A 25,684-nucleotide genomic window follows, 5' to 3' on the forward strand; every position below is an offset into this window, starting at 1 on the left:
TGCCCGGTACGGCGGCCGTCACAGAAGTCCCGGAGCGGGCTCCGTCACGTCGTGCGGGCCGTCCCGGTCCCCTTCTCCGCGTCCAGCGCGTACACACAGCGGTCCTTGCTGCACGCGTACACGACCCCGTCCTTGACCACGGGTGCCCCGGTGATCTCGCCGCCGGTGGCCAGCTTCCAGCGCAGGCGCCCGTCGTCGGCCTTCAGGGTGTACAGCAGGTGGTCCGTGGAGCCGAAGTGGATGCGGCCGTCGGCCACGGCCGGGGCGCCGACCAGGTCGCCCCCGGCCTGGAAGCGCCACTTCGGGGTGCCGGTGACGGCGTCCAGCGTGTACAGGCCCTTGCCGCTGCCCACGTGGACGTGGCCCGCGGCGACGAGGACCGGCTCGGTGGAGGCGCGGGACTCGGTGGCGATGCGCCAGCGGTCGCGGCCGTCGGTCGCGTCGAGGGCGTACACCGTGCCGAGGTAGTCGGCCAGATAGACGCCACCGCCCGTCACCGCCGGGCCCGGAGCGAAGGTGGGCGGGCAGAGGAAGACGGCCGGGGCCTCGAAGTGCCAGCGGACGTGACCGCTCGCCACGTCGACGGCGAGGACACGGGTGCCGGCGGAGATGTAGGCGTAGCCGTCGGGCGCGTACGTGATGCGGACCGGTACACCGCCGCAGGAGGCCGCGTCACCGATCGGGTACGACCACCGCTCCTCACCCGTACGGGCCTCCAGCGCGCGCAGCCGCGCGTCCTTCCAGACGAACACCGTGCCGTCGTGGAGCGCCGGACCGGCCTCGGGGGACTCGAAGTCCGTCTGGCAGCCGCTGATCTCCCACAGCTTCTGGCCGTTCGAGGCCTCCCAGGCCTGGATGCCGCCCCCGCGGGTGCCGGTGACGACCGTTCCACGGTCGGCCTGCAGCGAGTAGACCCAGGCGTCCGTGGACAGGCGCCACAGATCCGCGCCCTCCCTGGCCTCGAGCGCGAACAGCGTCGGCCCGTCGGAGGCGTGGATGCGGCCGTCCGCCACCGCCATCGACCAGGCCACGTCACGGGTCTTGAAGCGGCGGCGGCCGGTCGCGACGTCGAGGGCGTGGACCTCGAAGGAGGTGACGTAGACGAGGTCGCCGGCGACCGAGGGCGTGCCCCAGACGTCGTTCGACATACGGAAGCGCCAGGGGCGCCAGCCGGACGGCGCGTCGGGCGCGGGGGGCGCGACCGTGGGCGCGGGTGCCGGGTCGGCGCCGTTCACGCCGATGCGCGGCCGGGACCAGGACGCCGCGAGCCCGGCTTCCGGGGGCGGCGCCTTCACGGCGGCCGCGCGGGCGTCGGCGACGCGCGGGCCGGGACCGATGGGCACCTTGGCGCCCGCGAGGCGCACGGGGCCGGTGTCGGGCGCCCCCACGGGCACCGGGGCGTGCGAGGGAGGCGGCGGCACGACCGCGCGCCCCCCGCCACTGCGTCCGCTTCCCGCGGCCGGCTGCTTCACCGGCGGACGGCCCCCGCGGCGCGTCTCGATCAGGCCCACCGCCCGCTCGGGCAGCCACGCCGACGCCGTACCGCTGTCGTCGGAGCCGGAGCCGAAGAGATGGGGGGCGAGCTGGGCCTGGAGGTCGGCGGGGTTGGGGCGGGCCGTGGCGTCCATCTGCATGCAGGACTCGATGAGCGGGCGCAGCTCGTCGGGGAGGCCTTCGAGGTCCGGGCCCTCGCGGAGCAGCATGAAGACCGTCTCGACGGGGTTGGCGCCGTGGAAGGGGGCGTGTCCGGTCGCCGCGAAGACGAGCATCGAGCCGAGCGAGAAGACATCGCTCGCGCCGGTCACGCTGCGCGAGTCCTTCGCCTGCTCGGGCGACATGTAGGCGGGTGTACCGACGGCGACATTGGTCATGGTCAGACGGGTGTTCGAAACACCGGACGCGATACCGAAGTCGATCACGCGCGGCCCGTCCTCGACGACCAGCACATTGGAGGGCTTCAGGTCACGGTGGACGAGTCCCGCGCCGTGGATCGACTGGAGCGCCTCCGCGACGCCCGCCGCCAGCCAGCGCACCGCCTGGGCCGGGAGCGGCCCGCACTCGTTCACTATTTCCTCGAGCGAGGGCGCGGGCACGTAGGCGGTGGCCAGCCACGGCACCGCGGCACGGGCGTCGGCGTCGACCACGGCCGCCGTGTAGAAGCCCGACACGGCGCGGGCCGCCTCGACCTCGCGCGAGAAGCGGACCCGGAACAGCTGGTCCTCGGCGAGCTCCGTCCTGACCGTCTTGATCGCCACGCGTCGGCCGGAAGCCGAGCGCGCGAGATAGACCAGCCCCATGCCGCCGGCACCCAGCCGTCCCAGCACCTCGAACGGCCCGATCCGCCGCGGATCGTGCTGCGTCAGCTGATCCACCACTTGCCTGCCACCTCCCCGTACGGGTCACGTCATCCACGTATGAACGCGGCCCAGTGCAGCGTCTCACCACCGCACCGCCATGGCGGCACGCACCCCGATTCTTCCTGGCCGAGCCACAGGTTGCGAACCCGGGGGCGGATCGGGGTGTCTCGTGACAAAACAACCGCCCCCGCAGGAGTACGGCCGCCGGGGCGCGACGGTTCAAGGCCGAAATGCGCTCCTCACCCCAGAAGTACCCCGCCCTTCACCCAGGAAGTGCCGTCCCTCACGTCGAAATACCGCGCCCCTCGCCGCAGAAGCGTTTCGGCCGAAGAGCTGAGGCATGTTCAACTTTGAAGCACCGTCAGTGTCGAAGCGGCGTCACGGCAGGTCGGGGGTCCTTCACCGTTCAAGCACCGCGAACGACGCACCCTGATTGTCCGTGACGACGGCCACCCGTCCGTACGACGTGTCGAAGGGTGTCACCTGGACGCGGCCGCCCAGCCGGTTCACCGTCCCGAGTGCCTCCTCGCAGTCCTCGACCCCGAAGTGGACGACGAAGTGGGGTGGCATCTCGGCCGGAAAGACGCCCGAGACGGGCACACGGCCGAAGTCGGGGGTCGCGTCGGGTCCGAACAGCGCGTCACGGAAGAGGGCGCCGTAGAAGCGGTCGACGGTCGCGGTGTCGCGCGCGTACAGCTCGGCCCAGCAGAAAGTGCGCCGTTCGTGGCGTCTGCCGAAGCCGGGATGGGTGCCGGGCTGCCAGAGGCCGAAGACGGCGCCCTCCGGGTCGGTGGCGAGGGCCTCCCTGCCCAGCCCGCCCGATGCGCCGACCCCCGTGGGGGCGGTGATGATCTGGCCGCCCGCCTCGGTGATCCGCCGGGTGAGCGCCATGGCGTCCGGCGTCGCGAAGTACACGGTCCACACCGTCGGCATCCGGCCGTCCCGCTTGGGCGTGAGCGCGGCCACCGGCTCGCCGTCCAGCTCCGCCCAGCCAGACGGGCCGGACTCCTCGGGGAACGTCCAGCCGAACAGCTCGCCGTAGAAGCGCTTGCCCGCCTCCACATCGGGGAGCTGTGCGTCGACCCAGCAGGGCACACCCTCGGAGAACCCGGCGACAACGGCTGATTCGGCCATGCGGCCAAGCTAACGGCCCTTTCCGCATCCCGCAGAGCAGGCGCAGCCGCTCCGGTGACACTCCGCCGCTGCTCAAGGCCCCTGCGCGCGGCATCGGGCCCGACGGTGAACCCCGCGCCGAACCCCCGTCGAACCCCCGCGATGTACGGCCGCACCCCATTTGCAGTCGGCCGAATCGCGCTCCGATCACCCCTCGGTAAGCTGACGGCATGACAGGACAAGTGCGTACCGTCGACGGCCGCGTGGCCGGACGACGTGGGCAGGCGACCCGGCAGAAGCTGCTCGACTGCCTCAGCGAGATGCTCAGCTCCTCGCCCTACCGGGATGTCAAAGTCATTGACGTCGCCCGGAAGGCAGGCACTTCACCGGCGACCTTCTACCAGTACTTCCCGGACGTCGAAGGCGCCGTCCTGGAGATTGCCGAGCAAATGGCGGCCGAGGGCGCCGGGTTGACCCAGTTGCTCGAAGGGCGGTCCTGGGTCGGCAAGGCCGGCTGGCAGACCGCACAGGAACTCGTCGACGGCTTCCTGGAGTTCTGGCGCAGGAACGACGCGATCCTGCGAGTCGTCGACCTCGGTGCCGCCGAGGGCGACAAACGGTTCTACAAGATCCGCATGAAGATCCTGAACTCGGTGAACAACTCCCTTACGGACTCGGTCACCGACCTCCAGGCCAAGGGCAAGGTCGACAAGGACGTGAACCCGGCTGCGATGGCCGGTTCCCTCGTCGCCATGCTCGCGGCGGTCGCCTCGCATCAGAAGGGCTTCCAGACGTGGGGCGTCAAGCAGGCCGAACTCAAGCCGAACCTTGCGCTGTTGGTGTATCTGGGCGTGACCGGGAAGAAGCCGACGAAGTAGATTCCCGCTCCTGTTGGCCCCAGTTCCTGTCATGCGGGCGGCAGTTCATCCCGGAGGAACATTCCGGTGGGCTGCCGCCCGCTGCGCTGTACGGGCGGGGAACCGGCCGACGGGCAGGGAACCGCCCGTCGCCGTGCGCGAAAGCTCCCGGCCGGGAGGCCGGTTCGGCCGGACCGCGCGGGGCGTTCAGCCGGACCGGACCTCGCCTTCCGCGGTGCCCGTGGACACAGGCCGGCGCACGATCCTGAAGAGCCGTATCTCCCGGTCCACCCGGGCCTGATAGGTGGCGTACGGCGGCCAGAACGCCAGCACCGTCTTCCACGCGGCGGCCCGTTCCTCACCCGTGAGGAGCCGGGCGGTCACGGGGATGTCCTCGCCCTTCCAGTTGATGACGGCCTCGGGACGAGCGAGGAGGTTCGCGGTCCAGGCGGGGTGATCCGTACGGCCGAAGTTGGAGCCGATGAGGAGCCAGCCGGCCCCCGCGACGGCACCCGACGCGTCGCTCTGCGGCATACAGGCCAGCGGGGTGCGGCGCTCCAGGCCGCTCTTGGCGCCCCGCGCGGTCAGGACGACCCCCGGCAGCATCTGGGCGCTGAGCAGCACCTTCCCGCGCGTCAGCCGGTGCACGGCGCGGTCGAGAGCCGGAATGAGATGGGGGGCCACCCTGGCGAAGGCCCGGGTCGAGGAGACCCGCTGCACCAGCCGCACGCCGGGAATCCGCCTCGCCCCGGTCCCGGTGCCCTCCCTCCCCCCAGCGCCGCTTCCCGAGCCGGTCCCCTCACGCGAACGCCTGACCGCCATCAGACCGCCACCTCCCCGCCGTCGAAGAGACGCGCGGCCTCGGCGGCGTGCGCGCGCAGTCGGTGCACGGGACCGAAGAGCAGTTCGTCGCCGGACGCGCGCTTGAAGAAGAGATGGGCGTCGTGCTCCCAGGTGAAGCCGATGCCGCCGTGCAGTTGGATGCCCTCGGAGGCGGCGGTGCGCAGCGACTCCAGCGCCTGGGCGAGCGCGAGTCCGCCCACCCGCTCGCCGCCCGTCCCGGCGGCCCACGCCGCGTAGTACGCCGCCGAGCGTGCCGACCGCACACCCACGTACACATCCGCGAGCCGGTGCTTGACCGCCTGGAAGGAGCCGATCGCACGCCCGAACTGCTCACGTCGGCGCACGTATTCGACGGTGCGTTCCAGCGCGCGGTCGGCGGCACCGACGGCCTCGACGGCGAGCACCGCGGCGGCGGTGTCCCCGACGGCGGCCAGGGCGGCGGGCACGTCGGTCTGTTCATCGCCCAGCAACTCGGCTTCGACATCGCGCAGTTCGAGCCGGGCCTGCGGCCGTGTCCCGTCCAGGGACGTCTGCCTCGCGCGCACGAGCCCCTCGGCACCGGCCCTCACCAGGAACAGCAGCGTCCGCGACCGCGCGAACCCGCCGGTGTGCGCGGCCACCACCAGCAGCCCGGCGCTGTGCCCGTCGAGCACCTGCGCCGCCTGCCCGTAGAGCCGCCACACACCGTCCGCCCGGCGCGCCTGCACGCCCCCGGCGCGACCGCCGCCGGCCCAGTCCCCGCGGTTGTCGCCGACCAGCCCGAGGGCGGTGGCCAGGCCCGCGCCCGGCACCGCGAGGGCGGCGGTGAGCGCGCCCGAGGCCAGCCGCGGCAACAGGGCGAGGCGCTGGCCCTCGGTACCGAGGGCCATGATCAGCGGGGTGGCGAGAACAGCGGTGGCCAGCAGCGGCGAGGGGGCGAGGGCACGGCCCGACTCCTCGCAGGCGAGAGCGAGTTCGGTCACCGAGCAGCCGACACCGCCGTATTCCTCGGGGAGGGCGAGCCCGGGCAGCCCGAGCTGCTGCGCCAGGGCCTCCCAGAGCGCCGGGTCATAGCCGGCGGGGGTCAGCTCGGCGGCCCTCAGCTCCTCCGGGCCGCACCGTTTGACCAGCAACTCCCGCAGCGTACGGCGTATTTCCTCCTGCTCCGCGGTGAGATGGGCATCCATGGGCGGGCTCCTCCCTCGTCGGGCAGCGGGACAGCTGGACGGCGGACATCCCGGATCTGACGGGCCGTCATGTTAGGGCGGAGGGTTCCAGATGCACAGGGGTGCGACCATCTCCCGGCGCGACAGTTATCTGATGTACCGTCAGATTCATGACGCATGCCACCCCGGGCCACAGCCGTCGCAAGGTCGCCGTCGTCGGCATATCCCTGTCCGACTGCGGCCGTGTGGACGAGGCGACCCCGTACGCGCTGCACGCCCAGGCCGCGCGCCGCGCGCTGGCCGACTCCGGCCTGGACCGCTCGGTGATCGACGGTTTCGCGTCGGCCGGCCTCGGCACCCTCGCTCCCGCCGACGTGGCCGAATACCTGGGGCTGCGCCCCACCTGGGTCGACTCGACCTCCGTCGGAGGGTCCACCTGGGAGGTCATGGCGGCCCACGCGGCCGACGCGATCGCGGCGGGCCACGCCGAGGCCGTCCTGCTCGTCTACGGCTCCACGGCCCGCGCCGACATCAGGGCGGGCCGCCGTACCGGCAACCTGTCGTTCGGCGCCCGGGGCCCGCTCCAGTTCGAGGTCCCCTACGGCCACACCCTCATCGCCAAGTACGCGATGGCCGCGCGCCGCCACATGCACACCTACGGCACCACGCTCGAACAGCTCGCCTCGGTCGCCGTCCAGGCCCGCGCGAACGCCGCCCGCAACCCGGAGGCGATGTTCCGCGACCCGGTGACCGTCGACGAGGTCCTGGCGGGGCCGATGATCGCGGACCCCTTCACCAAGCTGCACTGCTGCATCCGCTCCGACGGCGGCGCGGCGGTGCTGCTGGCGGCCGAGGAGTACGTACGCGACTGCCGTACGGCCCCGGTGTGGGTGCTCGGCACAGGCGAGCACGTCTCCCACACCACCATGTCCGAGTGGGCGGACTTCACCGTCTCCCCGGCGGCGGTGAGCGGCCGGCTCGCCTTCGAGCGGGCCGGGATCCGCCCGGACGAGATCGACTTCGCCGAGATCTACGACGCCTTCACCTACATGACCCTGGTGACCCTGGAGGACCTCGGCTTCTGCGCCAAGGGCGAGGGCGGATCGTTCGTGGACGCCGCGAAGGGGCGGCTGCTGGTGGGCGGGGAACTGCCCGTGAACACGGACGGGGGCGGGCTGTCGGCCCAACACCCGGGAATGCGCGGCCTGTTCCTGCTGGTCGAGGCCGTTCGGCAGTTACGGGGCGAGCTGCCGGAAGGGCGGCAGGTGCGCCGCCCCGACGGCACACTCCCCCGGCTGGCGGTGGCCTCCGGGACGGGAGGCTGGTTCTGCTCGTCGGGGACGGTGGTGCTGGGGCGGGGATGAGCGGTTCGAGGAGGCCCGGTCCCTGTCCCGCGCTCACCTGGTCGGCACGGGCGGCTAGGCGGCGTCGCCCCGCCCCGCCCCGCCCCGCCCCGCCCCGCCCCGAGTGATACTCGTTGGCATGGAACCGGATCTTCATGAGCTGCTGAGATCGCTGCGGGTGTGGGACACGGAGCTGCCCGGCTTCGCGTCGGAGGACGCACCGGCGGACCCGCTGGCCCTGTTCACCCGGTGGTTCGCGGAGGCGGTGGCGGCCGGCCAGACCGAACCCCACACGATGTCGCTGGCGACGGCGGACGAGGACGGACTGCCCGACGTCCGGATCGTGATGCTGCACGGTGCGGACACGGACGGGTGGGCCTTCGCCAGCCATGCCACCAGCCGCAAGGGACGACAGCTCGCCGCCCGTCCGTACGCGGCGCTCGACTTCTACTGGCCCGTCCAGGGACGCCAGATCCGGCTCCGCGGCCCCGTCACCGTCGCGCCGCCCGAGGAGGGCCAGGCGGACCTGCACGCCCGGTCCACCGGAGCGCTGGCCGCCGCGCTCGTGGGCCGCCAGAGCGAAGTCCTGCCCTCGCGCGCGGAGTTGGACCGGGCGTCGGAAGCCGCCTGGGAACGGGCCGAGAGCTCCCCGGACTCCCCCGCCCCCACCTGGACCCTCTACCGCCTGCGCCCGGACGAGGTGGAGTTCTTCCAGGGTGACACCCGCCGACGCCACGCACGGCTTCTCTACCGCCGGGCGGACACCGGCTGGACCACAGAGCTGCTGTGGCCGTGACGCCGACGCCCGCGCCGAACACGGGCACGCCGGTCCCGCGCGTCGCCCTGCACGTCACCCGGCGGGCCGTCCTACCCGCGGCCGTACGCCACGTCGTACATCACGTCGTGCGCGCCACGTCGTACGTGAAGTCGTACGTCGCGAAATCCGAGACGGGCCGGTAGCCGATGCGCTGGTAGAGACCGTTGCTGGTCGGGTTGGCGAGGTCGGTGAAGAGGAGCACGTCCTGGAGGCCTGCGGCGACCGCGGCGCGGCTCACCTCGGCGGTGACGGCACCCGCGTAACCACGGCCGCGCAGGTGGGCCGGGGTGTAGACGGGGCCCACGCGCACCTGCCCGGCGATCGGGGCCGATCCGCCCGCCATGGCGACGGGAGTGCCGTCGGGGTCCTCCCAGACGGTGAGCCCTCCGTAGGAGATCCGGTCGTCGGCCCAGGCTCCGGCGTCGCGGTACCCGCCCTCGCCGATGGCCTCGGCGAACTCCGTGTACCAGCGGGCGAGCAGCTCACGGTCGGCCACGCCCGCGACCCTGGCCCGGCCGGGCGGCGCTGGCTCGGGCACCGTCAGGTCGCCGAGCCGGTACAACCGCTCGCCCCGCAGCAGCACCGGCGTCGCTCCGGCCCGCCGCCGCCAGGCCTCGGCGAAGGCCGCGGCGGTGTCCGTGTCGGCGGAGACACCGGGGACCTCGATCTCCGCGTGCACGAGCAGCGCGGCGAGCGTGTCCGCGTCCCGCTCGTCCAGCGAGGTGATGTTGAGCCGGTACGGCGGCGTACGGAAGAGGGCCGCCGTGACCGCCCCGTCCCGCTCCAGCGCTCCGAAGACCGGCGCGGCCCCGCCGACCCCACGCGGCCCCCGTCTCCGCAGCGCGTCCGTCACGGTCAGCGCGACGGTGTGCTGCGCGGGTCGCGACCGGAGAAAGTCCCCGGCCCGGCCGAGAAACGCGTCGAGGTCATGGGTGAGCTGCCAGTCGTACGCCACGGAGGTCATGCCCGATGATCCCGTGGGGCCACGGCGCCCTGACTCCGATTTTCGGGGGCACGCGCCCCACCTCCCTGAGCGGGTGGCACCGGCTCACCGTCACCGTGCGGGCACCGGCTCACCGTCACCGAGCGGGCACGGGTTCCGGAGCGATCCCCCGCCGTCGCGCAGCGGGCTCCCGAGCCTCACCACGTCGGCGCGGGCTCCCGCACCCCGTACTGTGCCGGCGCGAGTTCCCGAGCCGCACCACGTCGGCGCGGGCTCCCGGCCCTCACCCCGCCGGCGTGGGTTCCGGATCCGTGGCCAGCCGGCCGTGCAGGTGTACGTCGCGGAACGCGTCATGGCGGCCCGCCTCGAACATCGCGCCGCGCAGCGTCCCTTCGGGCCGGAATCCGCAGCGTTCGGCGACGCGGCACGACACTTCGTGTCCCACGGCGTGGCCGAGGTCGAGGCGGTGCAGGGCGAGGTCGATGAAGGCGTAGCGGGCCGCGAGGGTGAGGGCCCGGGTGGCGACCTGGCGGCCGCGGGCCTCCGGGAGGACCCAGTAGCCGACGCGTGCGCAGCTCATGACGTGGTCGATCTCGTTGACGCCGATGTGACCCAGCGTCTCGCCGGTCTCCGCGTCGGTGACGCAGAAGGAGACCCCGGTGCCGTTCGTCGCGGCGGCGACGCGCGACCGGAGCGCCTCACGGGCGGTGTCGATGTCCCGGACGAACCTGAGCGGAGTGTTCCAGCGCTGGAACTCGGGATCGGCCAGCCCCCGCAGATACGCCGAGACGTCGGCGTCGGACTCCAGATCCCAGGGACGCAGCCGCAGACCGAGGCCTGTCAGCTCGGGGAAGGGATGGACGGCGAAGTGCTCATGGACGTCGGACATCCAGCCATTCAAACCCGTCCAGGCCCACGGGTCACTCCCTGAGCGGTCCGGGGCTCCCGGAAGACTCCCGGACCAGCCCCGCCTCCGGCACCGGAGAGGGTCGGCCCCGGCCGCTTGACGCCGGCCGGAACACGGGGACCCCCGCTCGGAACGCGACCTCCAGGCTCATCCCGATCCGCAGTGCCGCCTCCTCGCACTCGACCACCTCGGTCATCATCCGGGGACCCTCCGCCAGGTCGACGACGGCGGCGACGTACGGCACGCGCCCGCCGAACGGCGGCAGGTCGTTGCGGTGCACGACGGACCAGGTGTAGAGCGTGGCGCGGCCGCTCGCGGCCCGCCAGTTCACGTCCTCGCTCCAGCAGTGCGGGCAGAACTCCCGGGGGTAGTGGTGAGGCAGGCCGCAGGCCGCGCAGTGCCGGATCAGCAGCCGCCCCTCGGCCGCCGCGTCCCAGTACGGCCGGGTGAAGGCGTCCACCTCGGGCACGTCGAACCCACCGCCGGAACCCCCCGCGCCCACGGAACCCGCCGCTCCGGACACCCCCGCAGAACCCGCCGCTCGGGCCGGGCCCGGTGCCTCCGGCGCTCTCCCGGAACCCGGTTCACTCGCCGGACCCACCGCATCCCCTCGCCCCGAGGCCCCGATCACAGGAAAAGCCCCAGTGCGTTGTCCAGCGACCACGTCTGCCAGGACATCCCGAACAGCCCGACGGCCGAGACGAGCGCCATCATCGCGTTCTGCCCCTGCTCCGCCCAGTCGTGGATCATGAGCGTGAAGTAGAGGACGTTGAGGAGCAGCCCTCCGATCAGGGCGACGGGTGTCAGCAGTCCGGCCACCAGCCCGAGGCCGAGGGCCAGCTCCGCGTATACGACGACGTACGCCATCGTCCGCGGGCGCGGGGCGACGACGGTGTCGAAGCCGGACCGCACGGCGTTCCACCGGTGCTTGGCCGCGACATCCGACGCCCACGCGATCCCGGTCCCCCGCTCGAACCAGCCCTTCTTGTCCTTGTGCCGCCAGCTCTCCAGCCACCACAGCCCGAGCCCGATGCGAAGCACGGCCAGCCATTCCGCCCCGCCGAGCCAGATCGTGTCCATGGCCGAACCTCCCGCAGCGCGCCGGATCTGACGGAACGTCAGTTTCAATGCACCGGGGGCGCCCGCGCAAGAGGCCGGCACCCCTGGACGAGGAGTACGCCCCCCCGGGCCGCCGGCACGCCACCGATCCCACGCCCGTTCTCGCCCTCTCCAAGGGGGCGCTCGGAGCCGATCCCGCGCTCCCGCAAAGGGCGTTCGCCCCGGCGCCCACCTGCGGCAACACCACACTTTTCGCACACCCCGACCACGCCCGAGTGATCTACGCCACGAGTCGCACGCACTCCTCCCACAGCCGTGACCAGTTCGCAACCGATTCCGGTCTTGACCGAGACCTATCAACCAAAGTCGTGATTACGCTCGCGCTCATGGCCGACTCGACTGCTTCCACGACCTCCCGCACGGTGCCGTCCCACGAGGACCGTCCCGTGTACGTGATCGGAGGCGGCCCCGGAGGGCTCGCGGCGGCGTACGCGCTGCGCGCCCGGGGTGTACGGGCGGTCGTGCTCGAGAAGTCGAACCAGGTCGGCGCGTCCTGGCGGCGCCACTACGACCGGCTGCACCTGCACACCACCCGGCGGCTCTCCGCGCTGCCGGGGCTGCCGATGCCCCGCTCGTTCGGGCGGTGGGTGTCGCGCGACGACGTGGTGCGCTATCTGGAGAAGTACGCCGAGCACCACGAGCTGGAGATCGTCACGGGCGTCGAGGTCTCGCGCGTCGAGCCCGCCCCGGGCGGCGACGGCTGGCTGCTGCACGCCACCGGCGGCCGCGAGCTCACCGGCAGCGCGGTGGTCGTGGCGACCGGCTACAACCACACCCCGCGCATCCCCGACTGGCCCGGCCGCGACGGCTACACCGGCGAACTGCTGCACGCCGGCGAGTACCGCAACCCCACCCCCTACGAGGGCCGCGACGTCCTCGTCGTCGGCGTCGGCAACACGGGCGCCGAGATCGCCGTGGACCTGATCGAGGGCGGCGCCTCGCGCGTCAGGCTGTCCGTGCGCACCGCGCCGCACATCGTGCGCCGCTCGACGGCGGGCTGGGCCGCGCAGTTCACGGGCATTCTCGTACGACGGCTGCCGGTGCGCGTGGTGGACGGGCTGGCCGGGCCGATGGCGCGGCTGAGCGTGCCCGACCTGGCGGCGCAGGGCCTGCCCCGTCCCGCCACCGGCCTCTACTCCCGCGTCAAAGAGGGCTCCATCCCCGTCCAGGACGTCGGCCTCATCGACGCCGTCCGCAAGGGGAAGGTCGAGATCGTGGCCGCGGTGGAGAGCTTCGAGGACGGCAAGGCCGTGCTCGCCGACGGAAGCCGGATCGGCCCGGACGTCGTGATCGCCGCGACGGGATACGCGCGCGCCCTGGAAGACGTCGTCGGTCACCTCGACGTGCTCGACGGCCGCGGGCGTCCGGTCGTGCACGGCGGACACACCCCGAAGAACGCGCCCGGCCTGTACTTCACCGGCTTCACCAACCCCATCAGCGGCATGTTCCGCGAGCTCGCCCTCGACGCCGTGAAGATCGCGAAGGCGGTCGCCCGACACACCTCCAAGACCCGGGCCAAGTCCCCCGCGACCTCCTGACGCACCCCGGCCGACGGGCGCGGCACCCGCGCGGCACCCACCACCTGGTGACACACCCCGGCCGACGGACTCCTGTCCGCGCCGAGCAGGGGCCTGCACAGGCAAGCCACCCCGGCCGAGCGGGTAGCGGCCGCGCGTCCCTCCCGTCCAGCGTCGGACACCGGCGGACAGGTCGCCCCCGGCCCCCGCCCCCGGGTGACCGTCGGCCGGTGCCGTCGGCCGCTCGTCGACGGGTTCCCCCGCCGCGTGGGGCGGGTACGTACCGGGTGCCCGCCGCGCGCCCTCCAGCGGCCGGCGTTCGACGCACTCGCGCTCCCCTTCGCAGCCTTTGCCTGCACAACGGTTCCTGACAGGGCGTCAGTTAGTTAATCTGACACTGCGTCAGTTAACAGTTGGCTGTCACACAGGAGCGGGCGGACCGATGCTTGGATCAACCCACGGCACCCTCACCACCGACTCCCGCCGGGCCAGGGTCATCGCCTGCGGCGAGCAACCTTCGCCGGTCGTGCACGGACGGCCGGCCGAGATCGACGACCTGGACGTCAGCGGTCGCCCGCTGTACGCCGACGCACCCGATCTGGACCGCTTCTTCCGTCCCGAGTCCGTGGCCGTGATCGGCGCCTCGGACACCGAAGGACGGCCGAACACCGGGATCACCCGGCAGCTGATCGGCTGGGCCGAGCGGGTCGGCGCCAGGCTGCACCCGGTGCACCCCACCCGCCGGACCGTCTTCGGCCTGCCGTGCCTCCCTTCCGTCGCGGACCTGCCGGAGCAGGTGGATCTGGCCGTGCTCCTCGTCGGCGACCCCCTTCCGGTGATCGAGGAACTGGCCGAGGCCAAGGTGAAGTTCGCCGTCGCCTTCGCGTCCGGGTTCGCGGAGACCGGGGCCGAGGGCGCCGCCGCGCAGACCCGGCTCGCCGCCGCCGTGCGCCGCTCCGGTCTGCGGCTGCTCGGACCCAACACCAACCTCAACGCCTTCGAGGACTTCCGCGACGACCTCGACGGCCCCGCGATCGCCCTCATCACCCAGTCCGGTCACCAGGGGCGGCCGGTGTTCGCCATGCAGCAGCTGGGCGTCCGCCTCTCCCACTGGGCGCCCACCGGCAACGAGGCCGACCTGGAGACCGCCGACTTCATCTCCTACTTCTCCGAGCGGCCCGAGGTCGGCGCCATCGCCTGCTACGTCGAGGGGCTCAAGGACGGCCGCTCCTTTCTGCTGGCCGCCGACCGCGCCGCCCGGCGCGGCGTGCCCGTCGTCGCGGTCAAGGTCGGCCGCACCGAGACCGGCGCCCGCACCGCCGCATCGCACACCGGCAAGCTGACCGGCGCCGACACCGTGGTGGACGCGGCGATGCGGCAGTACGGCGTGATCCGCGTCGACGGACTCGACGAACTCCAGGACACCGCAGCCCTGTTGGCGCGGGCCCGCGCACCGCAGGCCGAAGGGGTCGTCGTCTATTCGATCTCGGGCGGCACGGGCGCGCACTTCGCGGACCTGGCGAGCGAGGCGGGGCTGAATCTGCCGGTCCTCTCCGACGCCAAACAGGCCGAGCTGCACACGTGGATACCCGACTACCTGAACGTCGCCAACCCGGTCGACAACGGGGGCCACCCGGTCGGCGACTGGCGTGGGCGGAAGATCATCGACGCGATCCTCGCCGACCCGGCCGTCGGCGTGCTGATCTGCCCGATCACCGGGCCCTTCCCGCCGATGAGCGACAAGCTGGCGCAGGACCTGGTGGACGCGGCGGAACAGACGGACAAACTGGTGTGCGTGGTGTGGGGATCGCCGGTCGGCACGGAGGCGGCCTACCGCGAGACCCTGCTCGGGTCGTCCCGGGTCGCCACCTTCCGTACGTTCGCCAACTGCATCACCGCCGTCCGCGCCCACCTCGGCCACGCGCGGTTCACCGCCGCCTACCGCTCGCCCTTCGACGAGGCCCCGCGCACCCCGTCGCCCTCCTTCCGCAAGGCCCAGGCCCTGATGCGCCCGGGCCAGCAGCTCAGCGAACACGCGGCCAAGCAGCTGCTGCGCGCCTACGGAATCCGCGTACCGCGCGAACAGTTGGTGACCAGCGCGGCGGCGGCCGTGCGGGCGGCGAGCCAGGTCGGCTACCCGGTGGTCATGAAAGCCTCCGGCGCGCAGATCGCCCACAAGACCGAACTCGGCCTGGTCAAGATCGGGTTGACCTCCGCCAGCCAGGTCCGCGACGCCTACCGCGAGCTCACCGACATCGCCCGCTACGAAGGCATCTCCCTCGACGGCGTCCTCGTGTGCCAGATGGTCGAACGGGGCGTCGAGATGGTCGTCGGCGTCACGCACGACCCGCTCTTCGGGCCGACCGTGACCGTCGGGCTCGGCGGGGTCCTCGTCGAGGTGCTGCGCGACGCCGCCGTACGCGTGCCGCCGTTCGGTGAGGACCAGGCGCGGGCCATGCTGTGCGAGCTGCGGGGGCGGGCGCTCCTCGACGGGGTGCGCGGAGGTCCGCCGGTGGATGTGGACGCGCTGGTCGAGGTCGTCATCCGGGTGCAGCGCATGGCGCTCGAACTCGGCGACGACATCGCGGAACTGGACATCAATCCGCTGATGGTGCTGCCGCGCGGCCAGGGAGCCGTGGCCCTGGACGCGCTGGTGCTGTGCCGCTGAGCGGGCGCCGGCAAGGCCCCGCGCGTCGGCACGGCCCCGCACACCGGCCGGCCGACGCGTGCCCGCCGGGTCACGTCCACCGCGTCGCAGGCCCGCCCCCGACCGCCGTACGAAACGGAGCACCCTCATGACCGACTCCCCCCGTGCGCCCCGCGAAGCTCCAGAGTCCCCAGGGGCCAAGAGCCGCACATCTCGCGAATCAACCGAAAAGCCCCTCGACTCATTGATACGCCACGCCACTGACAACGCCGTCTCGTGGATCACCCTCGACCGGCCCGAGGCGATGAACGCCCTTACCTGGGACCAGCGGGAACGCGTGACAGCGCTGCTCGCGGCGGCGTCCGCCGATCCCGGCGTGCGGGCCGTGGTGATCACGGCGACCGGCCGCGGGTTCTGCGCGGGCGCGGATCTTCGGGGCGGTCCGCCCGTCGGGGAGCGGGTGCCCGGCGATGTCGCCCGGACCGTCCGGCTGGGCGCCCAGCGCCTGATCGCCGCCGTCCTCGACTGCGAGAAGCCGGTGATCGCGGCCGTCAACGGCACGGCGGCGGGGATCGGCGCGCATCTCGCCTTCGCGTGCGACCTCGTCCTTGCGGCGGAAACGGCCAGGTTCATCGAGGTGTTCGTGCGCCGGGGACTCGTGCCGGACGGCGGCGGGGCCTATCTGCTGCCCCGCCTCGTCGGTCCGCAGCGGGCCAAGGAGCTGATGTTCTTCGGCGACGCGCTGAGCGCCGCGGACGCGGAGCGGATCGGGCTCGTCAACAGGGTCGTACCGCCCGAGGCGTTGGAGAAGACGGCGCGCGAGTGGTCCGAGCGGCTCGCGGCCGGGCCGACCCGTGCTCTCGCCCTCACCAAACAGCTGGTCAACGCCTCCCTGGACGCCGACCGCGGCAGCGCGTTCGCGGCGGAGGCGGCGGCGCAGGAGATCAACATGACGACCGTGGACGCCAACGAGGGCGTGGCGAGCTTCGTGGAACGGCGGACCCCCCGCTACGAGGGCCGCTGACCGGGCCCGACTCCAGCGGGCGGAGCCCGGCCGGCCCGGGAGGACCGGCAGGAATGGCCGTTCGGTCCGGCCGGTCCCGCCAGTCCTGTTGTTCAGTCCCGCACAGTCCCGTCCCCTCCAGTCCCGCACAGTCGCGTCCCGCACCGTCCCGTCGAGTCCCGTTCGGCCGGTCCCGTCCTGTCCCGTTCAGTCCTGCTTCAGGATGCGCAGATCCCCCGAGTCGGGGTCGCCGAACAGCACGAACAGCTCCGGGGCGGCCACGGTGCCGCCTATGGTCCAGTACGTGTCGTGGCCGCAGTGCCCGACGCGGACGACGACGCCGTCCCGTTCCTCGGCGCCCCCGCCGGCGTACGGGTCGTAGCGGCCTCTGGTGTCGAGGAACCACTTGCCGGTGCCGTCGCAGCGCGTGAACTCCTCGGTGGTCACATCCCCGAACTCGGGCTGGGCGGGCACCGCCGTCAGTTCGGCCCGGCCGTCGGCGCGCAGCCGCAGCACGGCCCCGTGATCGCCGCGCCAGACGCCGGTGAGCCGGTCGGCGCCGAGCTTCGGGGGCTCGTACTCCTGGATGAGTCCGGTGGCCAGGCCCACCGTGCCCGCCGCCACGACCAGTCCGCACGCCCCGAGGGCCGCGAGCGCCGAGCGGAACCAGACGCGGTGGCCGCTCGGCCGGTGCCCGGTGGCGCGTTCGCGCCGCCGCACGAGGGTGACACCCAGGGTCGGCGGGACACCGGACACGGCGATCAGCAGGGCCGTGGCACCGGTGGGCGCGAGGCCGCCGAGTACGACCGCGAGCGTGGCCCAGAGGGTGCCGAGGGCCAGCACGAAGGCCAGGTGCCAGGCGCTCTCGGGACCGGGTGCGCGCCGGGGCACCAGCCGGGCGAGCGTGGCCGTCGGCATCGTGCAGGTCACCGCGTGCAGCAGTCCCAGGACGGCGAGCAGCGGCGGCCCGAAGACCAGCATGCACAGGAACCCGACGGCGGCGAGCCCACCGCCCAGTCCCACGCCGTGGTCGTCGTCGTCGAACGTCCCGACCCACCAGACGGCGACCGCGACCGCGAACTGTGCCGCGCAGATCGCCGCGGCGAGACTCACCTCGAAGCCGGCCCAGGCCGCCCGGGGGCGCGCTGGCCGCCCGGAATCTCCCCACCCCATGGGGCGAAAGATACGCGGGCGAAGCACGAGCCTCTCCGAGGGGGCCCGGCATCGGCTCCGAGGGGCCCGGCCCCGCGAACCCCTTCCCATCTGACACACCGTCAGCTTCAATGGTCGGTGTGATGGGACACGCAGGGATGGCGGCCGCCGCCGTCCGCTACCTCAGGTCGGCCGGGGCCCCCACCGTCGCGGGGCCCGTCGAGGCGTTGCCGCGCCCGGATCTGCGCGCGGTCGGCGACGACGAGCGGGCGCCCGTCGACCCGGCCGAGTTCCGGCGGGTGCTGGGCCACTTCGCGACGGGCGTCACCGTGGTGACGGCACCGGCCGCCGGCGACGAGGACGGGGCGGGCCCGGCCGGCTTCGCCTGCCAGTCCTTCGCCTCCCTCTCGCTGGACCCCCCGCTGATCTGCTTCATGGTCGGCCGTACGTCGACGACCTGGCCGCGCATCGCCCGGGCGGGCTCCTTCTGCGTCAACGTGCTCGGCGCCCACCAGGGCGACCTGTGCCGCGGCTTCGCGGTGAGCGGCGCGGACAAGTTCGCCGGGGTCGTCCACGACGCCGCTCCGGTCTCCGGCTCCCCCCGCCTCGCCGGCGCCGCGGCCTGGATCGACTGCACGATCCACGCGGTGCACACGGGCGGGGACCACCTGATCGTGGTGGGCCGGGTGGACGCCCTCGGCACGAGCGGCGACGGCGCCGAGGACGTGCCGCCGCTGCTCTTCCACAAGGGACGGTTCCTCACCTGACCCGGGCCGTCAGGCGGTCGCGGGCGGCATCGTGACGGCCAGGGCGGCCGTGGGCCGTCGACGCCGGATCACCAGCACCATCAGCGTGGCCGCCGCGCACAGGGCGCCCGAGGCGTACCAGACCACGTCGTACCTGCCGAAGTGGTCGCGGGCGACGCCGCCGAGGTAGGCGACGAGGGCGGCGCCGATCTGGTGGGAGGCGAGGACCCAGCCGAAGACGATGGCGCTGTCCTCTCCGTACTGCTCCCGGCACAGGGCCAGGGTGGGCGGCACGGTGGCGACCCAGTCGAGGCCGTAGAAGACGATGAACAGGATCATCGGCGGGTGCACGGTCGAGTGGAGGAGCAGCGGGAGGAAAAGCAGCGAGATGCCGCGCAGGGCGTAGTACACCGCCAGCAGACGGCGCGGCTCGAAGCGGTCGGTGAACCAGCCCGAGGCGATCGTGCCGACCACGTCGAAGACACCGATGACCGCGAGGAGCGAGGCCGCCGCCTGGACGGGCATGTGGTGGTCGTGGGCGGCGGGCACGAAGTGTGTCTGGATCAGGCCGTTCGTCGAGGCGCCGCAGATCGCGAACGACCCGGCCAGCAGCCAGAAGGGGCCCGTGCGGACGGCGGAGAGCAGCACGGTCACCGCGCGCCGGGCGGCGCCCCGCACCGGCTCGGGCTTCGGCACGAACTCCTTCGCCCCGTACGGCTTCTGGCCCACGTCGGCCGGGTGGTCGCGCAGCAGCAGCCAGACGAAGGGAACGACCGCGAGGGCGGCGAGCGCCACGGTGACCGCGGCCGGACGCCAGCTGTGCCGCGTGACGATCCAGGACAGCAGCGGCAGGAAGATCAGCTGGCCGGACGCCGAGGCCGCCGTCAGGATGCCCGTCACCAGGCCCTTGCGCTCGGTGAACCAGCGGTTGGTGACCGTCGCCGCGAAGGCGAGCGCCATCGAACCGGAGCCGAGGCCCACCAGCAGGCCCCAGCAGAGCAGCAGCTGCCAGGCCGCCGTCATCCACACGGTCAGCCCCGAGCCGACCGCGATCACGGTCAGGGCGACCGCCACCACGCGCCGGATGCCGAACCGGTCCATGAGCGCCGCGGCGAACGGCGCCGTGAGTCCGTAGAGCGCGAGGTTGATGGAGACCGCCGCGCTGATCGTGCCGCGCGACCAGTGGAACTCCTGGTGGAGCGGGTCGATGAGCAGACCGGGCAGCGACCGGAAAGCCGCGGCGCCGATGATCGTCACGAAGGCGACGGCGGCGACGAACCAGGCACGGTGGATGCGGTGAGCGGCGGCGGGGCGGGTGGGCCGGGAGTCCTCCGGGGCCGGAGCGGCTTCGCTTGTCTGGGTCACGTCACAGATCTTCGAGGAGGGCGACCTGGCGAACCACTGGCCTGAAGGACAGCATTCGTTAGGATCGGGCCATGGCCATTTCGGGTTCGTTCCGCCGCCACCGTGTCGTCGTGCTCGCCCTCGACGGGCTGCTCCCGTTCGAGCTGGGCATTCCGCAGCGCATCTTCGGCAAGGCGCGGGACACCGACGGACGGCCCCTGTACGAGGTCGTCACCTGCTCGGTCCGGCCGCCCGGCCCCGTCGAGACGGACGCCGACTTCGCCGTCCTCGTCGCCAACGGCCCCGAGGCGCTGGCCGGCGCCGACACCGTCGTCGTCCCGGCCTCGTACGAACTCGGACCCGTCCAGCAGGAGGGCATCCTGACCCCGGAACTGGCCGCCGCCCTCACGCACATCCGCCCCAGCACCCGCCTCGTCTCCATCTGCACCGGCAGCTACGTCCTCGCCGCCGCCGGGTATCTCGACGGCCGGCCGGCCACCACGCACTGGATGCACGCCGAGCACTTCCAGGAGCTCTTCCCCGAGATCCGCGTCGACGCGGACGTGCTCTTCATCGACGACGGCGACGTGCTCACCTCCGCCGGTGTCGCGGCCGGGATCGACCTGTGCCTCCATCTCGTACGCCGCGACCACGGCGCCGCCGTCGCCAACGAGGTGGCCCGCCGCACCGTCGTGCCGCCGCACCGCGACGGCGGCCAGGCGCAGTACATCCAGCGCCCGGTGCCGGAGGCGCAGTCGGCCGGCACGACCGCCGCCCGGGCCTGGGCGCTCGGCCGTCTCCACGAGCCCATCCAGCTGCGGGACATGGCCGAGCAGGAGTCCATGTCGGTGCGCACCTTCACCCGCCGCTTCCGGGAGGAGGTCGGCGTCAGCCCGGGCCAGTGGCTCACCCGGCAGCGCGTCGAACACGCCCGCCATCTCCTGGAGTCCAGCGACCTGTCCATCGACCAGGTCGCCCGCGACGCCGGCTTCGGCACGGCCCAGTCGATGCGCCAGCACCTGCAGGCCACCCTCGGCGTCACACCCACCACCTACCGGCGCACCTTCAGGTCGGGCACCGGAGTCGACGGGACCGACGGAGCCGAGGGCGACAACTCCTATGTCTCCACACGTCCATGACGTCGCGTCAGTCGCCCTGGAAGGTCAGCACCGCCCTCGCCACCTTCCCCGCATGCGCGTCCTCGGCCGCCCTCTCGAAGTCCTCGACCGGGTAGGTCGCTGTCACCAACTCGTCCAGGAGCAGCCGTCCTTCGCGATACAGCTCGGCGTACAGGGCGATGTCCCGCTGGGGGCGGGAGGAGCCGTAGCGGCAGCCGAGGATGGACTTGTCGAGGTACATCGAGGACACGAGGAAGGACGCCTCGGCCGTCGCCGGGGGGACCCCGAGGAGGACCGCCTGCCCGTGGCGGTCGAGCAGGTCGATCGCCTGGCGGATGAGTTCGACGCGCCCGACGCATTCGAAGGCGTGCTGGGCGCCGGTGGGGAGGATGTCCTTCACCCCTTCCGTCGAGGTCAGGAAGTGCGTCGCGCCGAACTGGCGGGCGACGGCTTCCTTGGCCGGGTTGGAATCGACCGCGACGATCCTCAGGGCGCCCGCGAGCCGTGCGCCCTGGATGACGTTCAGGCCGATGCCACCCGTGCCGATGACGAGGACGGTGTCGCCCCGGTCGACCCGGGCCCGGTTCAGGACCGCTCCGACGCCCGTGAGGACCCCGCAGCCGATCAGCGCGGCGGACGTCAGCGGGATGTCCTTCGGAATCCGGACCGCCTGCACGGCCTTCACGACCGTGCGTTCCGCGAAGGCCGAGTTGGCGGCGAACTGGTAGAGCGGCTGGCCGGCTCGCGAGAACGGCCGCTGCGGCATGCCGATCGCCTTGCGGCACATCGTGGGCCGCCCCCGGTCGCACTCGGCGCAGGCCCCGCAGTTGGCGAGCGTGGACAGCGCCACATGGTCGCCGGGCCCGACATGGGTGACGCCCGTGCCCACGGCCTCCACCACGCCCGCACCCTCATGGCCGAGTACGACAGGGACGGGGAACGGGATGGTCCCGTCCACCACGGACAGGTCGCTGTGACAGAGTCCGGCGGCGGAGATCGCCACCCGGACCTCTCCTGGCCCCGGGTCCCGTATCTCCAGATCGTCCACGACCTGGGTCCGCTTTCCGTCGAAGATCACGCCTCGCATCGCGCCAGCTCCCCTCTTCCCGGGGCACCCCGGGCTGTTCCTGAGCCGTACCGGGCTGTTCCTGGCCGTACCGGGGTGAGCCGTGGCTATCCCCGCGGTTCCTTGGGCAGGCCGAGCGCGCGCTCGGCGATGATCGTGCGCTGGATCTCGTCCGAGCCGCCGTAGATCGTGTCGGCCCGGCTGAAGAGGAACAGGTGCTGGGCGGCGTCCAGTTCGTACGGCCGCTCCGCCGACCAGTCCGAGGGGCCCACCGCCGCGCCGGCCCCCCGCACCTGCATCGCGAGCTCACCGAGCCGCCGATGCCAGCCACCCCACAGCAGCTTCGCCACGCTCGGCGCCCCCGCGTCCCCGGGGCTCCCCGAACTCCCCAGCGTGCGCAGGGCGTTCCATCGCATCGTGCGCAACTCGGCCCACAGCCGGACGAGCCGGTCGCGTACGACGGGATCCGTGGCCGCGCCCGTGGCGACAGCCGCCCGCAGCACGCGCCCCAACTCCTCGGCGAACCCGATCTGCTGGGCGAGGGTGGAGACGCCGCGCTCGAATCCGAGCAGGCTCATGGCGACCCGCCAGCCGTTCCCCTCCCCGCCGACCACGTGCTCGGCCCGCGCCACCGCCCCGTCGAAGAACACCTCGTTGAACTCACTGGTGCCGGTCATCTGGCGGATCGGACGGACCTCGACACGGCCGGGCTGGTCCATGGGAACGAGGAGGAAGGACAGGCCGTGGTGGCGGGTGGATCCCGGCTCCGTACGGGCGAGCACGAAGCACCAGTCGGCCTCGTGGGCGAGCGAGGTCCAGATCTTCTGCCCCGTGACACGGAAGGCCCCCGACGGCGCCGCCCCCTGGTCCCGCACGGCAGTCGCCCCGGCGCCGACGATGCCCCCCTCCGCCGCCCGCACGACAGTCGCCCGTGCGGGCGTCGCCCGTGCTCCGGCGGTCCCTGCCGCAGCCGTCCCTGCGGCAGTCACCCCTGAGGCGGTCGCCGCTGCCGCAGCCGTCCCCGCGCCGGTCGCCCCTGCCGCAGCCGCCCCTGAGGCGGTCGCCATTGCCGCGGCCGTCCCGGCCTCCGCCGTCCGTTCGGCAGTCGTCCGGATGCCCGCCAGGTCCGAGCCCGCGCCGGGTTCGCTGTACCCCTGGCACCACAGCTCACGGCCCTGGGCGATCGGCGGCAGGAAGCGCCGCTTCTGTTCCGGCGTCCCATGGGCGAGGAGCGTCGGCGCCAACAGGTTCTCGCCGATGTGCCCGGATCGCGCCGGCGCCTTCGAGCGGGCGTACTCCTCGGCCCACACGACCTGCCGGGTCAGGTCCACCCGCCGGTTCCCGTACCCGTCCTCGTCCCAGCCGAGCCCGATCCAGCCGCCCCGGCCGAGCTCCCGCTCCCACGCGCGGCGCGCGGGAGCGCCGGCAACGCGCTCCTCCAGCCAGCTCCGCACCTCGCGCCGGAAGGCCTCGTCCTGCGGACCGAATGCGAAATCCACGCGCTCTCCTCCCACCGGACCGAAGCCGGACTCACGCGTTGGGGCGTGTCTTCTCCGCCGCCGCCCGGGCCATCGCCTCCAGTTGTTCCAGCAGCGGCATCGGATCCACGCCGACCGTCCCGGGCAGGAAGTCGGCGATCCTCTCCGGGGTCCAGGCGCCCTCGGCGTATCCGGCGCGCAGTTCGCGGGGCTGCGCCCATACGGCGATCTTGGGTCCGGCGATCGTGTAGACCTGCCCGGTGATGCGTTCCGCGCGGGCCCGGTCCGACAGCAGGTAGACCACGAGCGCGGCCACGTCCTCCGGCTCGCCGATCTCCTTCAGCTCCATCGGGACGTTCGCCGACATGCGGGTACGGGCGACGGGCGCGACCGCGTTCGCGGTGACCCCGTACTTGTGGAGTCCGAGGGCCGCGCTGCGCACCAGCGAGATGATTCCACCCTTCGCCGCGCTGTAGTTGGCCTGCGCGACCGAGCCCTGGTGATTGCCGCTGGTGAAGCCGATCAGCGCGCCCGAGCCCTGTTTGCGCATCACCGCCGAGGCGGCCCGGAAGAGGGTGAACGTGCCCTTGAGGTGGGTGGCGACCACCGGGTCCCACTCCTGCTCGGACATGTTGAAGAGCATCCGCTCGCGCAGGATGCCGGCCACGCACACCACACCGTCGATCCGCCCGTACGACGCGAGCGCGGTGTCGACGACGTGCTGCCCGCCCGCCATCGTCGAGATGTCGTCGGCCACCGCGACCGCCTCGCCACCCGCCGCCTCGATCTCCTTGACGACGGTGTCGGCGACCGAACTCGTGGGCTCGGCACCCTCGACGGACACGCCGTAGTCGTTGACGACGACGCGCGCGCCCTCGGCCGCCGCGGCGAGGGCGACCGCCCGGCCTATCCCCCGCCCCGCGCCCGTGACGGCGATGACCTTGCCCGCCAAGAAGTTCCCCACGCCCGGCCCCTTCCCGCAGTTTCTGACGGTCCGTTAGATTCAACTCGGATTCTACGACCCGTCGGATACCTGGAGACAAGCCCCCGGGGAGGACTCATGTCACTGCCGGCCGAGTTCCACGAGATCGCCAAGCGCGTGAACAACTGGGGGCGCTGGGGGGCCGACGACGAGATCGGAACGCTGAACCTCATCACCGACGAGGTGGTGCGAGAGGCCGCCGCGACGGTACGGACCGGGCGCCGCGTGCCGCTCGCCCTCCCTCTCCAACAGGACGGCGTGCAGACGGGGATGATCCCCGGGCGGGTCAATCCGCTGCACACGATGGTGCAGATCAACCAGGAGATCTTCGGTCCCGGCACGGTGGCGTGCAGCGACGACGCCGTCACCATGGGGCTCCAGGCGGCCACCCACTGGGACGCGCTGACCCATGTCTCGCACTCCGGCAAGCTCTACAACGGCCGCCCGGCCGGCACCGTCACGCCGCACGGCGGCGCCGAGTTCAGCGGGATCGACAAGCCGCGGCACATCGTCTCGCGCGGCGTCCTGCTCGACGTGGCGCGGGCGCGCGGCGAGCACCGGCTGGCCGGCGGGCACGCGGTCACCCCCGAAGACCTCGAAGCCGCGGAGGAGTTGGCGGGCACGCGGGTACGGGCCGGCGACATCGTGCTCGTACGGACGGGGCAGATCCAGGTGTACCTGGCGGGCGACAAGCACGGGTACGGATACCCGTCGCCGGGCCTGTCGGTGCGCACCCCGGAGTGGTTCCACGCGCGCGATGTCGCGGCGGTCGCCAACGACACCCTGACCTTCGAGATCTTCCCGCCCGAGATCGAGGACCTGTGGCTGCCCGTGCACGCGCTCGACCTGGTCGAGATGGGGATGCTGCAGGGCCAGAACTGGAATCTCGAAGAGTTGTCCACAGCCTGTGGACAAGAAAACCGTTACGCCTTCCTGCTGTCGGCGATGCCGGAGCCCTTCGTCGGCGGAACGGGCACACCCGTGGCGCCCGTGGCACTCCTCTAGCCGGCCGAGGGCCGGCTGGCGGCGCGCTTCCCCCACTCTCGACTGCGCCCGACCGGGAGGTCCCCCACCTCACCCCGGGCACGGCAGCGCGCGCCGCCATCCGCCTCCGGCGCACCCACCCCGCCCCCCTTGACCCTGGAGGTGTCGACGCCGAATCGCGACCCGCACTCGCCGAGGGCCCC

22 protein-coding genes are annotated in these 25,684 nt (G+C 72.8%); 9 read left to right on the forward strand and 13 right to left on the reverse strand.

Features of this window, described 5'->3' with window-relative positions; genetic code table 11:
* Positions 1-44: 44 nt before the first annotated feature.
* Both OG788_RS20790 and OG788_RS20795 read right to left on the reverse strand, forming a co-directional pair.
* A complete protein-coding gene (locus tag OG788_RS20790) occupies positions 45-2,375 on the reverse strand; it encodes a serine/threonine-protein kinase (protein ID WP_351541440.1) in 2,331 nt (776 codons plus the stop codon).
* A 381-nt stretch (positions 2,376-2,756) separates the two neighbouring features.
* The gene (locus OG788_RS20795; protein ID WP_406372646.1) at positions 2,757-3,491 is read right to left on the reverse strand and encodes a VOC family protein; all 735 of its coding nucleotides are present in this window, start codon (positions 3,489-3,491) and stop codon (positions 2,757-2,759) included.
* A gap of 221 nt (positions 3,492-3,712) precedes the next feature.
* Between OG788_RS20795 and OG788_RS20800 the strand changes: the two genes are divergently transcribed.
* Positions 3,713-4,348, forward strand: a complete 636-nt coding sequence (locus OG788_RS20800) for a TetR family transcriptional regulator (RefSeq protein WP_266765735.1) — start codon at positions 3,713-3,715, stop codon at positions 4,346-4,348.
* Positions 4,349-4,534: 186 nt separating this feature from the next.
* Here OG788_RS20800 and OG788_RS20805 read toward each other — a convergent pair whose 3' ends face one another.
* Positions 4,535-5,065 carry a nitroreductase family deazaflavin-dependent oxidoreductase gene (locus tag OG788_RS20805; RefSeq protein ID WP_406376805.1) on the reverse strand — a complete coding sequence of 177 codons (531 nt, stop codon included), beginning with the start codon at positions 5,063-5,065 and terminating at the stop codon, positions 4,535-4,537.
* 83 nt (positions 5,066-5,148) lie between these two features.
* Positions 5,149-6,336 carry an acyl-CoA dehydrogenase family protein gene (locus tag OG788_RS20810; protein WP_406372648.1) on the reverse strand — a complete coding sequence of 396 codons (1,188 nt, stop codon included), beginning with the start codon at positions 6,334-6,336 and terminating at the stop codon, positions 5,149-5,151.
* A 149-nt stretch (positions 6,337-6,485) separates the two neighbouring features.
* Here OG788_RS20810 and OG788_RS20815 point away from each other — a divergent pair, with 149 nt between their 5' ends.
* Entirely contained in the window at positions 6,486-7,679 is a 1,194-nt protein-coding gene (locus OG788_RS20815) for a thiolase C-terminal domain-containing protein (RefSeq protein WP_351541446.1), read from the forward strand.
* 118 nt (positions 7,680-7,797) lie between these two features.
* A complete protein-coding gene (locus tag OG788_RS20820; protein WP_406372650.1) occupies positions 7,798-8,454 on the forward strand; it encodes a pyridoxal 5'-phosphate synthase in 657 nt (218 codons plus the stop codon).
* A gap of 100 nt (positions 8,455-8,554) precedes the next feature.
* Here OG788_RS20820 and OG788_RS20825 read toward each other — a convergent pair whose 3' ends face one another.
* The 4 genes from OG788_RS20825 to OG788_RS20840 all read right to left on the reverse strand — a co-directional run bounded on the left by OG788_RS20825 (position 8,555) and on the right by OG788_RS20840 (position 11,405).
* Positions 8,555-9,439, reverse strand: a complete 885-nt coding sequence (locus tag OG788_RS20825; protein ID WP_406372652.1) for a GNAT family N-acetyltransferase — start codon at positions 9,437-9,439, stop codon at positions 8,555-8,557.
* Positions 9,440-9,701: 262 nt separating this feature from the next.
* Positions 9,702-10,307 carry a GNAT family N-acetyltransferase gene (locus OG788_RS20830; protein WP_351541451.1) on the reverse strand — a complete coding sequence of 202 codons (606 nt, stop codon included), beginning with the start codon at positions 10,305-10,307 and terminating at the stop codon, positions 9,702-9,704.
* 31 nt (positions 10,308-10,338) lie between these two features.
* On the reverse strand, positions 10,339-10,827 hold the full coding sequence (locus OG788_RS20835) for a Zn-ribbon domain-containing OB-fold protein (RefSeq protein ID WP_406372653.1): 489 nt from the start codon (positions 10,825-10,827) through the stop codon (positions 10,339-10,341).
* Positions 10,828-10,952: 125 nt separating this feature from the next.
* Positions 10,953-11,405 (reverse strand): DoxX family protein, encoded by a 453-nt coding sequence (locus OG788_RS20840; RefSeq protein ID WP_406372654.1) that lies wholly within the window; start codon positions 11,403-11,405, stop codon positions 10,953-10,955.
* A gap of 365 nt (positions 11,406-11,770) precedes the next feature.
* On the opposite strand from OG788_RS20840, the gene OG788_RS20845 reads away from it, so the two are divergent.
* From OG788_RS20845 to OG788_RS20855, 3 genes are all read left to right on the forward strand, one after another.
* Positions 11,771-12,982 carry a flavin-containing monooxygenase gene (locus OG788_RS20845; protein ID WP_406372656.1) on the forward strand — a complete coding sequence of 404 codons (1,212 nt, stop codon included), beginning with the start codon at positions 11,771-11,773 and terminating at the stop codon, positions 12,980-12,982.
* Between the two features lie 421 nt (positions 12,983-13,403).
* Positions 13,404-15,629 carry an acetate--CoA ligase family protein gene (locus OG788_RS20850; protein ID WP_406372657.1) on the forward strand — a complete coding sequence of 742 codons (2,226 nt, stop codon included), beginning with the start codon at positions 13,404-13,406 and terminating at the stop codon, positions 15,627-15,629.
* Positions 15,630-15,852: 223 nt separating this feature from the next.
* A complete protein-coding gene (locus OG788_RS20855; RefSeq protein WP_406372659.1) occupies positions 15,853-16,632 on the forward strand; it encodes an enoyl-CoA hydratase/isomerase family protein in 780 nt (259 codons plus the stop codon).
* 186 nt (positions 16,633-16,818) lie between these two features.
* Here OG788_RS20855 and OG788_RS20860 read toward each other — a convergent pair whose 3' ends face one another.
* The gene (locus OG788_RS20860) at positions 16,819-17,784 is read right to left on the reverse strand and encodes a hypothetical protein (protein WP_406372661.1); all 966 of its coding nucleotides are present in this window, start codon (positions 17,782-17,784) and stop codon (positions 16,819-16,821) included.
* A gap of 122 nt (positions 17,785-17,906) precedes the next feature.
* Between OG788_RS20860 and OG788_RS20865 the strand changes: the two genes are divergently transcribed.
* A complete protein-coding gene (locus OG788_RS20865) occupies positions 17,907-18,530 on the forward strand; it encodes a flavin reductase family protein (RefSeq protein WP_351541463.1) in 624 nt (207 codons plus the stop codon).
* A gap of 9 nt (positions 18,531-18,539) precedes the next feature.
* Here OG788_RS20865 and OG788_RS20870 read toward each other — a convergent pair whose 3' ends face one another.
* Positions 18,540-19,874, reverse strand: a complete 1,335-nt coding sequence (locus OG788_RS20870; protein ID WP_406372662.1) for an MFS transporter — start codon at positions 19,872-19,874, stop codon at positions 18,540-18,542.
* A gap of 71 nt (positions 19,875-19,945) precedes the next feature.
* On the opposite strand from OG788_RS20870, the gene OG788_RS20875 reads away from it, so the two are divergent.
* On the forward strand, positions 19,946-20,992 hold the full coding sequence (locus OG788_RS20875; protein WP_406372663.1) for a GlxA family transcriptional regulator: 1,047 nt from the start codon (positions 19,946-19,948) through the stop codon (positions 20,990-20,992).
* Between the two features lie 7 nt (positions 20,993-20,999).
* Here OG788_RS20875 and OG788_RS20880 read toward each other — a convergent pair whose 3' ends face one another.
* From OG788_RS20880 to OG788_RS20890, 3 genes are all read right to left on the reverse strand, one after another.
* A complete protein-coding gene (locus OG788_RS20880) occupies positions 21,000-22,058 on the reverse strand; it encodes a Zn-dependent alcohol dehydrogenase (RefSeq protein WP_406372665.1) in 1,059 nt (352 codons plus the stop codon).
* An 86-nt stretch (positions 22,059-22,144) separates the two neighbouring features.
* Entirely contained in the window at positions 22,145-23,536 is a 1,392-nt protein-coding gene (locus OG788_RS20885; RefSeq protein WP_406372666.1) for an acyl-CoA dehydrogenase family protein, read from the reverse strand.
* Between the two features lie 31 nt (positions 23,537-23,567).
* Entirely contained in the window at positions 23,568-24,479 is a 912-nt protein-coding gene (locus OG788_RS20890; protein ID WP_351541473.1) for an SDR family oxidoreductase, read from the reverse strand.
* A gap of 96 nt (positions 24,480-24,575) precedes the next feature.
* On the opposite strand from OG788_RS20890, the gene OG788_RS20895 reads away from it, so the two are divergent.
* On the forward strand, positions 24,576-25,502 hold the full coding sequence (locus OG788_RS20895) for a cyclase family protein (protein WP_406372668.1): 927 nt from the start codon (positions 24,576-24,578) through the stop codon (positions 25,500-25,502).
* Positions 25,503-25,684 lie beyond the last annotated feature (182 nt).

The sequence above is a fragment of the Streptomyces sp. NBC_00647 genome (genome assembly GCF_045207245.1).
Lineage (GTDB): Bacteria > Actinomycetota > Actinomycetes > Streptomycetales > Streptomycetaceae > Streptomyces.

Excerpts from the sequence above, each read along its gene's own strand:
- OG788_RS20795 (WP_406372646.1), bottom strand. The coding sequence starts at position 3,491 with ATGGCCGAATCAGCCGTTGTCGCCGGGTTCTCCGAGGGTGTGCCCTGC.
- OG788_RS20810 (WP_406372648.1), bottom strand. The coding sequence starts at position 6,336 with ATGGATGCCCATCTCACCGCGGAGCAGGAGGAAATACGCCGTACGCTG.
- OG788_RS20815 (WP_351541446.1), top strand. The coding sequence starts at position 6,486 with ATGACGCATGCCACCCCGGGCCACAGCCGTCGCAAGGTCGCCGTCGTC.
- OG788_RS20820 (WP_406372650.1), top strand. The coding sequence starts at position 7,798 with ATGGAACCGGATCTTCATGAGCTGCTGAGATCGCTGCGGGTGTGGGAC.
- OG788_RS20825 (WP_406372652.1), bottom strand. The coding sequence starts at position 9,439 with ATGACCTCCGTGGCGTACGACTGGCAGCTCACCCATGACCTCGACGCG.
- OG788_RS20830 (WP_351541451.1), bottom strand. The coding sequence starts at position 10,307 with ATGTCCGACGTCCATGAGCACTTCGCCGTCCATCCCTTCCCCGAGCTG.
- OG788_RS20840 (WP_406372654.1), bottom strand. The coding sequence starts at position 11,405 with ATGGACACGATCTGGCTCGGCGGGGCGGAATGGCTGGCCGTGCTTCGC.
- OG788_RS20845 (WP_406372656.1), top strand. The coding sequence starts at position 11,771 with ATGGCCGACTCGACTGCTTCCACGACCTCCCGCACGGTGCCGTCCCAC.
- OG788_RS20850 (WP_406372657.1), top strand. The coding sequence starts at position 13,404 with ATGCTTGGATCAACCCACGGCACCCTCACCACCGACTCCCGCCGGGCC.
- OG788_RS20860 (WP_406372661.1), bottom strand. The coding sequence starts at position 17,784 with ATGGGGTGGGGAGATTCCGGGCGGCCAGCGCGCCCCCGGGCGGCCTGG.
- OG788_RS20865 (WP_351541463.1), top strand. The coding sequence starts at position 17,907 with ATGGGACACGCAGGGATGGCGGCCGCCGCCGTCCGCTACCTCAGGTCG.
- OG788_RS20875 (WP_406372663.1), top strand. The coding sequence starts at position 19,946 with ATGGCCATTTCGGGTTCGTTCCGCCGCCACCGTGTCGTCGTGCTCGCC.
- OG788_RS20880 (WP_406372665.1), bottom strand. The coding sequence starts at position 22,058 with ATGCGAGGCGTGATCTTCGACGGAAAGCGGACCCAGGTCGTGGACGAT.
- OG788_RS20895 (WP_406372668.1), top strand. The coding sequence starts at position 24,576 with ATGTCACTGCCGGCCGAGTTCCACGAGATCGCCAAGCGCGTGAACAAC.